The organism is Lysinibacillus phoenicis, assembly GCF_047238325.1.
In the GTDB taxonomy this organism is placed as follows: Bacteria; Bacillota; Bacilli; order Bacillales_A; family Planococcaceae; genus Lysinibacillus; species Lysinibacillus irui.
In genome coordinates this window covers 1,843,981-1,857,840 of record NZ_JBDFMP010000002.1, presented here as the reverse complement: position 1 = coordinate 1,857,840, position 13,860 = coordinate 1,843,981, and the positions used below count along the sequence as shown (strand labels likewise).

13 protein-coding genes are annotated in these 13,860 nt (G+C 37.0%); 9 read left to right on the top strand and 4 right to left on the bottom strand.

All coding sequences use genetic code 11. The annotated features are described in order from the left end of the window. From ABC382_RS10935 to opp4C, 9 genes are all read left to right on the top strand, one after another. Complete coding sequence (locus ABC382_RS10935; protein ID WP_322611392.1) at nt 1-774, top strand: dihydroorotate dehydrogenase electron transfer subunit; 774 nt, start codon at nt 1-3, stop codon at nt 772-774. Further along, complete coding sequence (locus ABC382_RS10930) at nt 771-1,682, top strand: dihydroorotate dehydrogenase (protein WP_274795892.1); 912 nt, start codon at nt 771-773, stop codon at nt 1,680-1,682. The genes ABC382_RS10935 and ABC382_RS10930 overlap by 4 nt, the downstream gene beginning before the upstream one ends. Further along, entirely contained in the window at nt 1,682-2,386 is a 705-nt protein-coding gene (gene pyrF / locus ABC382_RS10925) for an orotidine-5'-phosphate decarboxylase (protein WP_322611393.1), read from the top strand. Before ABC382_RS10930 ends, pyrF begins: the two co-directional genes overlap by 1 nt. A 3-nt stretch (nt 2,387-2,389) precedes the next feature. Continuing rightward, entirely contained in the window at nt 2,390-3,019 is a 630-nt protein-coding gene (gene pyrE, locus ABC382_RS10920) for an orotate phosphoribosyltransferase (protein WP_322611394.1), read from the top strand. Between the two features lie 877 nt (nt 3,020-3,896). Further along, on the top strand, nt 3,897-4,892 hold the full coding sequence (locus tag ABC382_RS10915; RefSeq protein WP_274795895.1) for an ABC transporter ATP-binding protein: 996 nt from the start codon (nt 3,897-3,899) through the stop codon (nt 4,890-4,892). Between the two features lie 4 nt (nt 4,893-4,896). After that, a complete protein-coding gene (locus ABC382_RS10910; protein WP_274795896.1) occupies nt 4,897-5,886 on the top strand; it encodes an ABC transporter ATP-binding protein in 990 nt (329 codons plus the stop codon). A gap of 57 nt (nt 5,887-5,943) precedes the next feature. Then, a complete protein-coding gene (gene opp4A / locus ABC382_RS10905) occupies nt 5,944-7,677 on the top strand; it encodes an oligopeptide ABC transporter substrate-binding protein (protein ID WP_322611395.1) in 1,734 nt (577 codons plus the stop codon). A 90-nt stretch (nt 7,678-7,767) separates the two neighbouring features. Beyond that, entirely contained in the window at nt 7,768-8,733 is a 966-nt protein-coding gene (gene opp4B, locus ABC382_RS10900; RefSeq protein ID WP_274795898.1) for an oligopeptide ABC transporter permease, read from the top strand. 12 nt (nt 8,734-8,745) lie between these two features. Continuing rightward, nucleotides 8,746-9,654 carry an oligopeptide ABC transporter permease gene (gene opp4C / locus ABC382_RS10895; RefSeq protein WP_274795899.1) on the top strand — a complete coding sequence of 303 codons (909 nt, stop codon included), beginning with the start codon at nt 8,746-8,748 and terminating at the stop codon, nt 9,652-9,654. A 366-nt stretch (nt 9,655-10,020) separates the two neighbouring features. Here the strand turns inward: opp4C and ABC382_RS10890 are convergent, their stop codons facing one another. From ABC382_RS10890 to ABC382_RS10875, 4 genes are read right to left on the bottom strand one after another with little or no spacing between them, the layout of a single operon-like run. Then, nucleotides 10,021-10,947 (bottom strand): ABC transporter ATP-binding protein, encoded by a 927-nt coding sequence (locus ABC382_RS10890; RefSeq protein WP_412926811.1) that lies wholly within the window; start codon nt 10,945-10,947, stop codon nt 10,021-10,023. Continuing rightward, a complete protein-coding gene (locus ABC382_RS10885) occupies nt 10,940-11,995 on the bottom strand; it encodes an ABC transporter ATP-binding protein (RefSeq protein ID WP_274795902.1) in 1,056 nt (351 codons plus the stop codon). Before ABC382_RS10885 ends, ABC382_RS10890 begins: the two co-directional genes overlap by 8 nt. A 13-nt stretch (nt 11,996-12,008) precedes the next feature. Next, a complete protein-coding gene (locus ABC382_RS10880) occupies nt 12,009-12,929 on the bottom strand; it encodes an ABC transporter permease (RefSeq protein WP_274795903.1) in 921 nt (306 codons plus the stop codon). Then, complete coding sequence (locus tag ABC382_RS10875; RefSeq protein WP_016994279.1) at nt 12,929-13,858, bottom strand: ABC transporter permease; 930 nt, start codon at nt 13,856-13,858, stop codon at nt 12,929-12,931. Before ABC382_RS10875 ends, ABC382_RS10880 begins: the two co-directional genes overlap by 1 nt. Between the last annotated feature and the right edge of the window lie 2 nt (nt 13,859-13,860).

Here is a 13,860-nt window from a genome sequence, read left to right as displayed (position 1 = left end):
ATGATACGTCAAGAGAAAATGACGGTCGTCTCTCAAAAGCAAATTGCGACAAACATTTTCGAACTGACACTTCATGGTGAACTGGTTCAGGAGATGACTCCTGGCCAGTTTGTCCATGTAAAGGTGTCAGATTCATTGGAGCCGCTTTTACGTCGACCAATTAGTATTGCAAATATTGATCAAGACAACAATGAATTTACGATGATATATCGTGCCGAGGGTCGTGGTACGAAAGTGTTAGCGACGAATCGTGAGGGTCAACAGGTCAATGTACTTGGACCAATAGGAAATGGTTTTCCAGTAGGTGTGGTTCAAGAGGGAGGCACTGCGCTATTAGTTGGCGGTGGAATTGGTGTACCTCCACTACATGAACTTTCCAAACAATTAAATGCTCGTGGTGTGAAAACAATCCATGTTTTAGGCTTCCAAACAGAGGATGTCTGCTTTTATGAGGATGAATTCAGTGCTCTTGGTGAAACACATTATGTAACAGTGGATGGCACAAAAGGAACAAAGGGCTTTGTGACAACTGTATTAGAGTCACGTGTCCCAGAATTCGATGTCTTTTATTCTTGTGGTCCATTACCAATGTTAAAAGCATTAGAAGCTTTTTATCCTGAAAAAGAGGGTTATTTATCATTTGAAGAGCGTATGGGCTGTGGTATTGGGGCTTGCTTTGCGTGTGTATGTAAAACAACGGACCAAGTAGATAAAGACTATGTCAAAGTATGCTCTGATGGTCCAGTTTTCCCGAAAGGAACGGTGGCACTATGAGTCGGTTAACAATACAAATTCCAGGCTTAGATTTGAAAAATCCAATTATGCCAGCCTCGGGTTGCTTTGGTTTTGGTCGTGAATATGCACAGCTTTATGATTTATCGAAACTGGGTGCAATAATGATAAAGGCAACGACTGTCGAAACTCGTGCAGGCAACCCAACGCCACGAGTAGCTGAAACAGCGGCGGGAATGTTAAATGCTATTGGTTTACAAAATCCAGGCATTGAAAAAGTGATGAATGAGGAATTAAAATTTTTAGAGGGCTATGATGTACCGATTATTGCCAACGTCGCAGGTACAGAGACAGCGGACTATGTAGAGGTGGCACAACGCATTTCAACTGCACCAAATGTTAAAGCGTTGGAATTGAATATTTCTTGCCCTAACGTGAAATGTGGGGGTATTCAATTTGGCACAGATCCAGATACAGCACGAGAGCTAGTAGAGGCTGTTAAAGCCGTGTCTGAGGTGCCAGTCTATGTGAAACTATCACCAAATGTAACGAACATCGTTGATATTGCATTAGCGGTTGAAGCGGGTGGAGCTGATGGCATTACGATGATTAATACATTGGTGGGTATGCGTTTAGATGAGCGTACAGGTAAACCAGTCATAGCTAATGGTACAGGTGGACTTTCTGGTCCTGCTGTAAAACCTGTAGCAATACGAATGGTGTATGAGGTGTATAAGGCTGTCAAAATTCCCATCATTGGTATGGGCGGTGTAACAGAAGCGCAGGATGTTATTGATTTTATGTCTGCAGGTGCTTCAGCTGTAGCAGTAGGGACTGCTAATTTTGTTGACCACTTTGTCTGTCCAACTATAATAGATGAATTACCAGCAAAGCTAGACGCATTAGGTATTGAACATATAACAGAAATTATCGGAAGGAGCCATCGTTGATGAATACGAAACCTATACTAGCACTAGATTTTCCAGGAGAAGATGAAGTATTTAATTTTCTAACAAAGTTCAATGAGCCCCTTTTCGTGAAAATTGGGATGGAATTATATATGCAAGAAGGGCCAGACATCGTCCGTAAAGTGAAAGATTTAGGCCATGATATTTTCCTAGATTTAAAATTACATGATATTCCGAATACAGTTGGATCTGCTATGAAGGGTCTGGCAAAATTAGGAGTGGATTTAGTCAATGTTCATGCTGCAGGCGGACGTCCAATGATGGAGGCGGCACTGGAAGGACTAGAAGCAGGGACACCTGCTGGTAAAGAAACACCAGCATTAATCGCTGTTACCCAATTAACATCAACGACTGAACAACAAATGCAAGCAGAGCAAAGAATTGCTTTATCTTTACAAGAGTCTGTCTTGCATTATGCAAATCTTACAAAACAAGCTGGTTTACAAGGGGTCGTTTGCTCTGTTCACGAGGCTCAAGCAATAGCAGAGGTATGTGGAGATGATTTTCTACGTGTGACACCAGGTATTCGTCTAGCAGGTGGCGACGCACACGATCAAAAACGTATTGCAACGCCTGATGGTGCTAAGCGTGACGGTTCATCACTCATCGTTGTTGGTCGTGCTGTAACAGGCGCACAGGATCCAGTAGCGGCATATAAAATCGTAAGTGAATTATGGGAGGCATAAATTATGACATTACAAAATGAAATTGCACACGCTATGTTAAACGTAGGCGCTGTAGAATTAAATCCGACAGAATTATTTACATGGGCATCTGGTATTAAATCCCCTATTTACTGTGATACACGTCTAACAATTTCTGACCCAATTATTCGTAAACAATTAGCTAACGGCTTAGCAGCTGTTATTAAAGAAAACTTTGGTGCAACAGAAATCGTAGCAGGAACAGCAACAGCAGGCATCCCACATGCAGCATGGGTAAGCGATATATTAGAACTACCGATGGTGTATGTACGCTCTAAAGCGAAAGAACATGGCCGTGGTAATCAAATTGAAGGAAAATACGCAGCAGGTCAAAAAGTAGTAGTTGTGGAAGATATCGTTTCTACAGGTGGTTCTTCGATTACTGCAGTAGAAGCATTACGTGCAGCTGGCTGTGAAGTACTTGGGGTTGTTTGTGTCTACACATATAATCTGCCACGCGCTGAACAAGCATTTGACGAAGCTGGCATCCAATATGTATCGTTAACAAACTTCGATTATTTAATTGAAGCAGCAAACGAATCAGGTACTATTAAAGAGGAAGATATTCCGTTCTTAAAAGAGTGGCATAGTAAGTTAAAGGCTGGAGAGCTGTAATCAATCAGTTAACTTGTAGCGATAAAAGATAGAGTTACTGGAATATAAAAGAGTGAAAATGCATAAAAAACAACTATTGATATTTTTATTGATAGTTGTTTTTTTGTGTTTTTTCGACTTAGGAAAAAGAAAATTTAGTAGATGAATTGTTAAGAAGTATGGGGCTAAAAATAAAGAAATTGTAAAAATAAATTGTTTTTGTAATGTAATTTAATGCGCATCACTTATCTAACACTTCGACGGGCAAAATTATTTGTTAATAATAATTTAAAATATTTTAAATTATTTTATTAATGAAATAATTTAACGAAACCCTTTTATAATCATGTTTTCCAAATAAAAGTAAATTATATGGTTGTTGGAATAGATATAATTGATATGTTTTTATTATAGTAATAAAATAAAAAAATGATACTTTAGGCAAATGAAGCTAAAAATGAACAAATGTTCAGTGTGAAAAAATGAAAAAGGAATAATTTTATTTGGAATAGTTGTATGGATTATTTTGTATATAAGAGTGTAAGAATTGTAAAATTTCACTTGATTAAATGTATTATTTCCAGATAAAATAGCATTACGCCTAATTGTCAGAATATTATATACCAATCCAGTTATTTTTTTATTTGGAAAATAGGGACTGTGTTATAGTTTAGGAAATCACTAGATTAAATTTTAATGTTTTTTTAGCCGGATATGTTTTTGATATAGGTTTAACATGTTTTGTCTATATTTTTCAGAAAATTGGGTTTTGCGGGAATCTTGTGAGCAAATTTCTTTTTACATCTTTTACTTAAAGAATACATTTTGGACATATGATTCTATTACTTACATAAAGGATGTAGCGATTTTAGTAAAAAAAATAAAGGTGTGATATTAAATGAGCTTAATGTTAGAAGTGAAAAACCTTAAAACTGGTTTTGATATAGATGGAGAGATCTATCATGCAGTTGATGATGTTTCTTTCTCAGTCAAACCAGGTCAAATTCTAGGAGTAGTTGGTGAATCTGGATGTGGAAAAAGTGTTATGTCACTTTCAGTCATGCAACTTCTTCCTAAAGGCATTGGTAAAATTACTGGCGGAGAAATAAAGTTTCAAGGTAAAAACATAGAAAATTATTCTAGTGATGAAATGAATAAAATAAGAGGAAAAGATATCAGTATGATTTTCCAAGAGCCTATGACCTCTTTAAACCCTGTATTTACAATAGGTTCACAAATAGAAGAGATTATTCTAAATCATTCTACTATGTCAAAGGCTGAGGCTAAAAGGAAGTCTATAGAATTATTAAAACAAGTTGGTATACCAAGAGCTGATCAAATTATCGATGAATATCCACACCAATTATCTGGTGGTATGAGACAAAGGGTAATGATTGCGATTGCCATCGCTTGTCAACCTAAGCTATTAATTGCTGATGAGCCAACGACGGCACTTGATGTAACAGTACAGGCGCAAATATTAGAATTATTGAAAAGTATTCAAGCAAAAACTGATATGTCCATTGTTCTAATCACACATGATTTAGGTGTCGTTGCAGAAATGTGTGATGACGTAATTATTATGTATGCGGGGAAAATAGTTGAACGAACAAATGTTGATAATTTGTTCCACAATCCACAGCACCCCTATACAAAGCTTTTAATGGCTTCTATTCCAAGAATCGATGAAGAAGTTGAAAAACTCACAACAATTCAAGGAATCGTTCCGTCTTTAAAAAATATGCCTCAGCTAGGTTGCCGTTTTGTAGACCGATGTCCTTCGGCTATGTCTGAATGTAGCAAGGTAACACCGAAGCTTACCTTTATTGATGAGGGTCATGAAGTTTCATGTTTACTTTACAAGGATTGCAATACTAGAGAGGGTGTGAGCTGACGTCATGAGCGAAACAATAGTGAAACAGGAAAAAGAGAACTTATTGGAAATCATTGATTTGAAAACATATTACCCAATTAAAGGTGGATTTTTTAGACATACCGTTGGATATGTAAAAGCAGTAGATAATATTTCATTTGCTATTAAAAATGGAGAAACATTAGGTTTAGTAGGAGAATCAGGTTGTGGTAAATCTACAACTGGACGTACCATTTTAAGATTACTAGACGCAACTGATGGGAAAATTATCTTTGATGGGGAAGATATAACAAAACTGCGAGGCAAATCTTTAAGAGAGATACGAAAAGATATTCAAATGGTATTTCAGGATCCATACGCATCCTTAAACCCAATGCAAATGGTTGGTAGTATCGTAGCAGAACCAATTATGAATTTCAGTAACAAGTCATTGAAATCATTACAAGGCGAAGTTATGGAGCTATTAAAAAAAGTTGGTTTACCGGAAGATGCTTTTTATAAATATGCACATGAGTTTTCAGGAGGTCAGCGACAGCGTATTGGTATTGCTAGAGCACTCGCACTAAGACCGAAACTGATTATAGCGGATGAGCCAGTTTCAGCTTTAGATGTATCTGTACAATCACAAGTACTTAATCTCTTAAAAGAACTTCAAGATGAATTTGATTTAACATTCTTGTTTATTGCGCATGATTTAAGTGTTGTTAAACATATGAGTGATCGAATCGGTGTCATGTACTTAGGAAATATTGTTGAGATTGCAGATAAGGAACATATTTATGATGAGCCATTACATCCTTATACACAGGCCTTAATCTCAGCTATTCCGGTACCAGATCCGAGGAAAAAAAATCAACGAATTGTTTTAGAAGGGGATATACCTAGTCCAGCTAATCCGCCAAAAGGCTGTCCTTTCCATCCTAGATGCCCAAAGGCAATGGTAGAGTGTTCATTAACTAAACCAGCTTTAAAGGAGGTGAAGCAAGGGCATAGAGTAGCATGCCACCTCTATTAAAAACTAATAAAAACGGAAAAAAGTTATTGACAAAATAAAATTTACGGGGGGAAAAAAATGAAAAAATCAAGATTTTGGTCATTTATGCTTTTGCTAGTTATGGCGCTATTTTTAGCAGCATGTAATAGTGACTCATCAACGACAGAGAAGGAAAGTGAAAAGGATACGAGTGGGGATACATCGACAACAACAGAAGGTTCTTCTGCTGAGGGTGGCGTTGTAACATTTGGTACAGATACGGCACCGGAAGGCGTATATGACCCAGCTTATTCAGGTAGTATTGTAGATAGTTATATTCAAGGGTTCACAATGGAAGGTATTTATGATGTAAATGATAAATTAGAGTACGTTCCTAACTTAGCAACATGGGAAATAAGTGAAGATAAGTTAACTTATACGTTTACATTCCAAAAGGGTGTAAAATGGCATAACGGTGAAGAATTAACAGTTGATGACTGGGTATTTGCATTAGAGACTCTTGCTCACCCAGACTATGATGGACCTCGTTTCAATTATGCGGAAGGCATCAAAGGTGCAAAAGCTAAAAAAGAAGGTAAAGCAGATAAAATTGAAGGGATCGAAGTAGTTGATCCTTATACTGTAAAAATTACGTTCGAAGAAGTAAAAATCAATAACTTAGAAAATCTTTGGTCAAATCCTATGCCGAAGAAACACTATGAAGGTATTGCAGTTAAAGATTTAAGTGAATCAAAACAAGTTCGCGAAAATCCAGTTGGCTTAGGGCCATTTAAAGTGAAAAAGGTTGTAGATGGAGAGTATTCTGAATTAGAGCGTTTTGATGATTACTGGAAGGGCAAGCCACAGCTTGATGGTGTTATTGTAAAAGTAATCGACCCATCATTAGCAGCAGGTGCGTTCCAAAACGGAGAAATTGACATTATGGCTATTAAACCACAGTCAGTAAAAGAATTAGAAGCATTAGATAATGTGCGTATTGAAGAAACTAATGGTGTTAGTTATTCATACATTGGTCTTCGTTTTGGTCACCGCGATAAAGCTACACTAAAAAATGTGGCAGACTTTGATAAATTTAAATCAAAAGAATTACGTCAAGCATTATTATATGCGATTAACCGTCCAGCAATGATCGATGCTTTCTTAGAAGGAAAAGCAACAGTTGCCAACACAGTAATTCCAAGTACATTCTGGACTGCTGCAAAAGAATCGGACTTAAATAAATATGAATACGATCCTGAAAAAGCTAAAGAACTATTAGCATCAGCAGGCTATGTAGACAAAGATGGTGATGGTTTTGTAGAGGATCCGAATGGTCAACCATTTAAAATCTCATTTGGTCACTATGCAGGAAATGCAGCATTTGAAGGTCGTTCACAAGCCATTATCCAATCTTGGAATGATATTGGTGTAAAAACAGAATTAGCTACAGGTAGTTTAATTGAATTTAACTTATATAATGATATGAAAGATAACGATGATGCAGCTTTAGAGGCATTCTTCGGTTCATGGAGCATGGGTGCAGATCCAGATCCATCAGGATTATGGGGCAATGACGCAGAGTGGAACTTCGGTCGTTGGGTAGACGCGAAGAACCAAGAATTATTAAATAAAGGCTTAAGTGAAGAAGCGTTTGATAAAGACAAACGTATGGCAACATATGTTGAATGGCAAAAACACTTCAATGAAGAATTACCAGGTCTTCCATTATGGGAAAACTTAGATTTATATGGTATTAATAATCGATTACAAGGCGTTCATATCAACGCAGTTGGTTTCCAAACAGACGTTTATAAATGGAATATTAAAGAATAAAATTTAGCTTTAAAATGAAAAGGCTATAACCTACTACTAAGTCCTCTTTAGAGGACTTAGTTAGTAAATTTTTAGATAAGGAGACGTTACATGCTTCAATATACACTTCGACGATTACTTAGCATGATCCCATTGTTACTCCTTATTTCGTTGGTGGTATTCTTTTTAGCAAAAATGATGCCAGGAGATGCATTTGCTGGTGAAATTGATCCTTCTAATACGAATCCACAATACATCGAAGAAATGAGAGAAAAATTAGGCTATAACGATCCAATTATCCAACAATATGGAAGATGGGTGGTTAATTTTGTACAAGGGGATTTTGGCAAATCAACTGTTTATAAAAAACCTGCTGCAGAGATTATTGCACAGCGTATTCCTAATACCATATTTTTAGCATTTACATCATTAGTCATTACCTACATATTTGCATTTTTTATGGGCATGTATGCTGGTAGAAAACCTTATACACTTGGGGACAATTTGATTGGAACGTACAATTATTTAGCATTAGCTATTCCATCATTTGTTGCGGGGATTGTGGCTATTTACTTCTTCTCATTTAAATTGGGGTGGTTCCCTTTCAATGGCTCTGTAGGCGTAGGTTTGGAGCCAGGAACTTTAGATTATTATGTGAGTAAATTCCATCATGTTTTATTACCTGCACTTATATTAGGGTTAATGGGAACAGCTTCCTATACGCAATTTTTACGAAATGACATTATCGAAAATAGTAGAAAAGATTTTGTAAGAACTGCAAGAGCAAAGGGAACAAAAGAATCTAAAATTTACAATAAGCATATTTTACGTAATTCCATTATTCCATTAATTACGTTCCTTGGTTTTGATATTGCAACATTAATCAGTGGGGCAGTAATAACAGAAACAATCTTTACGTATCCTGGAATAGGTGCTCTCTTCCTAGAATCTGTAGGAAGAAGAGATTATGCAGTTATGATGTCGATTACTATGATACTTTCGTTTTTAACGCTTTTTGGAAATTTAATAGCGGATTTATTATACGGTATAGTAGATCCACGTATTAGATTGGATTAAGGAGGGGGAATTATGACATTGGTAACTAATCAAGAAGTTTTAACGCCAAAATCACCAAAGAAAAGCCCCTCGCCATGGGTAATAGCGAGACGAAAGTTCTTTAAAAATAAATTAGCGATGATTAGTCTTACTTTTCTACTACTAGTTATCATTTTATCGTTCCTTGCACCATATATTACGACAAAAGATATTGTACGGGTAGATTTTACAAAAATAAGTCAACCACCATCTAGTGAAAATTGGTTGGGAACCGATACGAATGGGCGAGATGTCTTTACAAGAATGCTCTATGCTGGTAGATCATCCTTAACAGTAGGGTTAAGCTGTATGTTCTTTATCGTGTTGATTGGAACGACAGTAGGTGCTATTTCAGGGTACTTTGGCGGTAAAATCGATCAAATTTTAATGAGATTTACTGATTTTGTCTTAATGTTTCCATTTATGATTTTTGTTATTGTTTTAAACACAATTCTTATTGGAAAAATATCCGGTCTTTGGACTCTAATTATTGTTATTTCGCTTCTATTGTGGGGCTCTGTTGCAAGGATTGTACGCAGTAGGGTGCTTGCTGAAAAAGAAAATGAATATATTCTAGCAGCACAATCAATTGGCTGTAAATCCTCGAAGATTATTATTAAGCATTTACTACCAAATGTTGCCTCTACAATTATTGTACAAGCAACACTGTTAATGGCTGTAACAATCGTTGCTGAATCTGGGTTAAGTTTTATTGGGTTAGGTGTACCAGCAGATACGCCAAGCTGGGGGAATATGCTGTTTGAAGCTAGAAACTCAGATGTATTAAAGGATAAGCTTTGGATGTGGGTACCACCTGCCACAGCTATTACATTAGTAATTTTATCTATTAACTTTATTGGAGAAGGCTTGAAAGATGCTTTAAATCCAAAGTCAAGAAGATAATTAGAGTAAAAAAATAGGGCACCTTTAAATGTAATCAGATTACATTTAAAGGTGCCGAATTTTATAAGGACATTCTATTTACTACATATAAATCAGCAAGCTCTAATAAGTATCGTCATTTTAATTGTGATTAAAGAGAGCATTTAGATCTACTGGTTTTGGACGTTTACAGGGTTAGAGGGAGGAGCTAGTACGACAAACGAGTGACAAGCTAACACTATTGAAAAGACCCAGTAGCAATATGTGATCTATCTTCTAGTAGGGGAATAGATAGAATTAAGTATTCATAGGTTTAGAAGACTTTAACGAGGGTATAAAATAAAAAAACTCCTATCACAGCTGTAAACTGCGACAGGAGTGTCAATTTTATCGATTTGCAACCCATGTTTTCACAAGATCGTTCGTACCGTACACGTAATGCTGGTCGCCTACTTCATGGTAGGTTGCTCTTTCGTCAACCTCTGTATGCTTGTATGGAATACGTTGGCGACGCTTCTCTGACATTGGATCAGGAAGAGGGATAGCTGATAATAAAGACTTTGTATACGGATGCACAGGATGATTGTAAATATCATCTGCTTTACCGATTTCCATGATTTTACCACGGTACATTACTGCAATACGATCACTGATGTATTTTACCATAGAAAGGTCATGGGCAATGAAAAGATATGTTAAGCCACGTTCTTTTTGTAGCTGCTTTAGTAAGTTAACAACTTGTGCTTGGATCGATACATCAAGCGCAGAAATTGGCTCATCGGCGATGATGAACTTAGGATCTAAGCTTAGTGCACGTGCAATCCCAATACGCTGACGTTGACCGCCTGAGAATTCGTGTGCGTAACGATTTGCGTGTTCTTTGTTTAGACCAACAGCTTCAAGTAACTCTTGAATTTTCGCACGGCGTTCCTTTTTATCCTTGTAAAGACCATGAATATCAAAGGCTTCACCAATGATTTCACCAGCTGTCATACGAGGATTTAATGAAGCATAAGGGTCTTGGAAAATCATTTGCATTTGGCGGTTAAATTTCTTTAACTCACTTTTTGATTTTTTCCCATGGACATTTTCACCATCGAAAACAATCTCGCCACCTGTAATATCATATAATCGAATGATTGAACGACCAGTTGTTGACTTACCACAACCTGATTCACCCACAAGCCCAAGTGTTTCACCTTCGTAAACATCGAAGCTGATACCATCTACGGCTTTGATAGGATTACTTGGTGAACCAAAATGCTGCTTTAAATTTTTGATTTCAAGAATTTTTTTCGCACCAGTTTTAGTCATTTTCTTGTGCCTCCTTTGCTAAATACCCTTCAATACGTTTAGCAACCGCATCTGGAAGAGGAATCTTCGGTGCATCAGGATGCAATAACCAAGTTTTTGCAAAATGCGTTTCGCTAACTTGGAACATTGGTGGTTCTTGTTCATAATCAATAGCCATCGCAAATTCATTACGAGCTGCAAATGCATCACCTTTAGGTGGATTCGTTAAATCTGGTGGTGAGCCTGGAATTGTACGTAAAAGCTCATCAGTATCATTATCTAAATCAGGCATCGAACCAAGTAGACCCCATGTATATGGGTGCTTTGGATTATAGAAAATATCATTCACAGTACCATATTCGACGATTTGCCCAGCATACATTACTGCTACACGGTCAGCAATATTAGCTACAACACCTAAATCGTGTGTAATGAAAATGATAGATGTTTTCGAACTTTTTTGAATTTCCTTCATTAGCTCTAAAATCTGTGCTTGAATGGTTACGTCTAGTGCTGTTGTTGGCTCATCGGCAATCAGAAGCTTAGGATCTGCTGCAAGAGCGATGGCGATGACAACACGTTGACGCATACCACCTGAAAACTCATGTGGATATTGATTATAGCGTTTTTCAGGGAAGGGGATACCTACCTGTGATAAAAGCTCAATCGCACGTTTTTTTGCATCTGCTTTTGATATCTTTTTATGCTGCAAAATTACTTCAGTTATTTGACGTCCGACCTTCATAGTTGGATTCAAACTTGTCATTGGATCTTGGAAAATCATTGCAATTTCATTTCCGCGTACTTTAGACATTTCTTTATCAGATAACGGAACTAAATCACGGCCATTGAATAAAATTTGTCCTGACTCATAAATACCAGGTGGCTGTGGAATTAATTTCATTAACGCATTACTTGTAACACTTTTACCAGAACCAGATTCACCCACTATAGCGAGTGTTTCACCTTCCTTTAAATCGAAGTTAACACCACGTACAGCATGGACAAGTCCTGCATAAGTTTTAAAGTTAATTTTTAAATCTTTTACTTCTAAAATTGTTTTACTCATCTCGGCCACCTCCTTATTTACGTAGTTTTGGATCTAGAGCATCACGTAAGCCGTCACCAACTGCATTGAATGCAAAGATTGTTAGTGAGATAAATACTGCTGGGAAAATCAAACGCCAAGGAGCATTGGCAATGGCTTTATTTCCTTCAGAGGCCATTGTACCCCATGAAGCTGTTGGAGCAGGAACCCCAAGACCAAGGTAACTTAGGAATGATTCAGTGAAAATAGCAGATGGAATTGTTAACGTCATCGTTACTAAAATTGCACCAAGAGCATTCGGAACTAAGTGTTTAATGATTAAATGGCCTGTACTAGCACCTAATGTACGAGCAGCAAGAACATATTCTTGGTTTTTAATAGATAATACTTCACCACGAACGATACGTGCCATATTAATCCATCCAGTGATAGATAGGGCAATAATCATAGGGATTAAACCAGGTTGCATAACAACTAATAGTACGATTACAACTAATAGATATGGTACTGCTGTTAAAACGTCGGCAATACGCATCATAATGTTATCGACACGACCACCTGCTAAGCCTGAAATACTTCCCCAAATAACACCGATAATTAAGTCAATAATCGCTGCGGCAATACCGATAAATAGGGAAATACGAGCCCCTTCCCAAATACGAACGAAAATGTCACGACCAAGATCATCCGTTCCAAACCAAAATTGTGCAGATGGTGGTGCATTGTAAAAACCTAGCTGATCACTTGCTTTGTATTGAGAAAAAATTGGTACAAATGTAGCCATTAAAATAACAATGATTAAAATAATTATCCCAATGATGGCCATTTTGTTATGAGAGAAACGGAGAAATACTTCTTTCCAAAAGGAGACTGATTTATCAGCTAATTTTTCCGTTGCTTCATGATTTCCACCAACAATTTTAAACTTATCTTTTTCAATTTGTTGCTGTGTCATTATTTTTTCGCTCCTTTCAGTTTAATACGCGGATCAATCACACTATAAAGAATATCAACGATTAATACCGCAAATAAAAGGATGATAGAGTAGAACACTGTCGTACCCATAATGACTGTATAGTCACGGTTTGTAATACTTTGAACGAAGTGTTTACCAAGTCCAGGAATAGCGAAAATTTGTTCAACAATGAAACTACCTGTTACAACACCAGCTGTTAATGGGCCGAGATATGTTACGACTGGTAGAAGGGCATTTCGTAAAGTATGTCGGAATACGATTGTCCATTTCCCAATACCTTTAGCGCGAGCCATTTTTACATAATCACTATTGTTTTGCTCAAGCATACTTGAACGTGTTAATTTTGCGATAAAGCCCATGTGTGAGAAAGCGATTGCAAAGGCAGGTAATATACTATAAACAAAGCCTTTCCATCCACTAATTGGGAACCAACCTAACTTATAGGCTAAGAAATACTGCATTAAACCAGCTAAGATAAATGAAGGTACTGATATAAATAGCACCGCAAAGGACGTTGCCAAATAATCCGGGAACTTATTATGATATAGCGCGGAAACTACGCCAATTAAAATACCCAATCCAACTGCAAGTAGCATAGCTTCAATCCCTAATGTTAAAGAAACAGGGAAACTTTCAGAAATCATATCATTTGTAGAACGCGCTTTATATTTCATTGACTCACCGAAATTGAAAGTGGCCGTATCGATTAAATAATCTTTATATTGTATATACCAAGGGTTATTTAATCCATACGTTTCGTTTAACTTCTCCTCGATTTGAGGTGGGAAATTACGTTCACTCGCGAAAGGACTACCAGGAGCGAGACGCATTAAGAAAAACGTAACAGTTACGATGACGAAAAGCGCGAGAAGTATATACATCAGCCTTTTCAAAATATATTTAATCACAT

Bases quoted from the DNA above. Each gene is read 5' to 3' on its own strand.
- ABC382_RS10935 (WP_322611392.1), top strand. From the start codon at position 1: ATGATACGTCAAGAGAAAATGACGGTCGTCTCTCAAAAGCAAATTGCG.
- ABC382_RS10930 (WP_274795892.1), top strand. From the start codon at position 771: ATGAGTCGGTTAACAATACAAATTCCAGGCTTAGATTTGAAAAATCCA.
- pyrF (WP_322611393.1), top strand. From the start codon at position 1,682: ATGAATACGAAACCTATACTAGCACTAGATTTTCCAGGAGAAGATGAA.
- pyrE (WP_322611394.1), top strand. From the start codon at position 2,390: ATGACATTACAAAATGAAATTGCACACGCTATGTTAAACGTAGGCGCT.
- ABC382_RS10915 (WP_274795895.1), top strand. From the start codon at position 3,897: ATGAGCTTAATGTTAGAAGTGAAAAACCTTAAAACTGGTTTTGATATA.
- ABC382_RS10910 (WP_274795896.1), top strand. From the start codon at position 4,897: ATGAGCGAAACAATAGTGAAACAGGAAAAAGAGAACTTATTGGAAATC.
- opp4A (WP_322611395.1), top strand. From the start codon at position 5,944: ATGAAAAAATCAAGATTTTGGTCATTTATGCTTTTGCTAGTTATGGCG.
- opp4B (WP_274795898.1), top strand. From the start codon at position 7,768: ATGCTTCAATATACACTTCGACGATTACTTAGCATGATCCCATTGTTA.
- opp4C (WP_274795899.1), top strand. From the start codon at position 8,746: ATGACATTGGTAACTAATCAAGAAGTTTTAACGCCAAAATCACCAAAG.
- ABC382_RS10890 (WP_412926811.1), bottom strand. From the start codon at position 10,947: ATGACTAAAACTGGTGCGAAAAAAATTCTTGAAATCAAAAATTTAAAG.
- ABC382_RS10885 (WP_274795902.1), bottom strand. From the start codon at position 11,995: ATGAGTAAAACAATTTTAGAAGTAAAAGATTTAAAAATTAACTTTAAA.
- ABC382_RS10880 (WP_274795903.1), bottom strand. From the start codon at position 12,929: ATGACACAGCAACAAATTGAAAAAGATAAGTTTAAAATTGTTGGTGGA.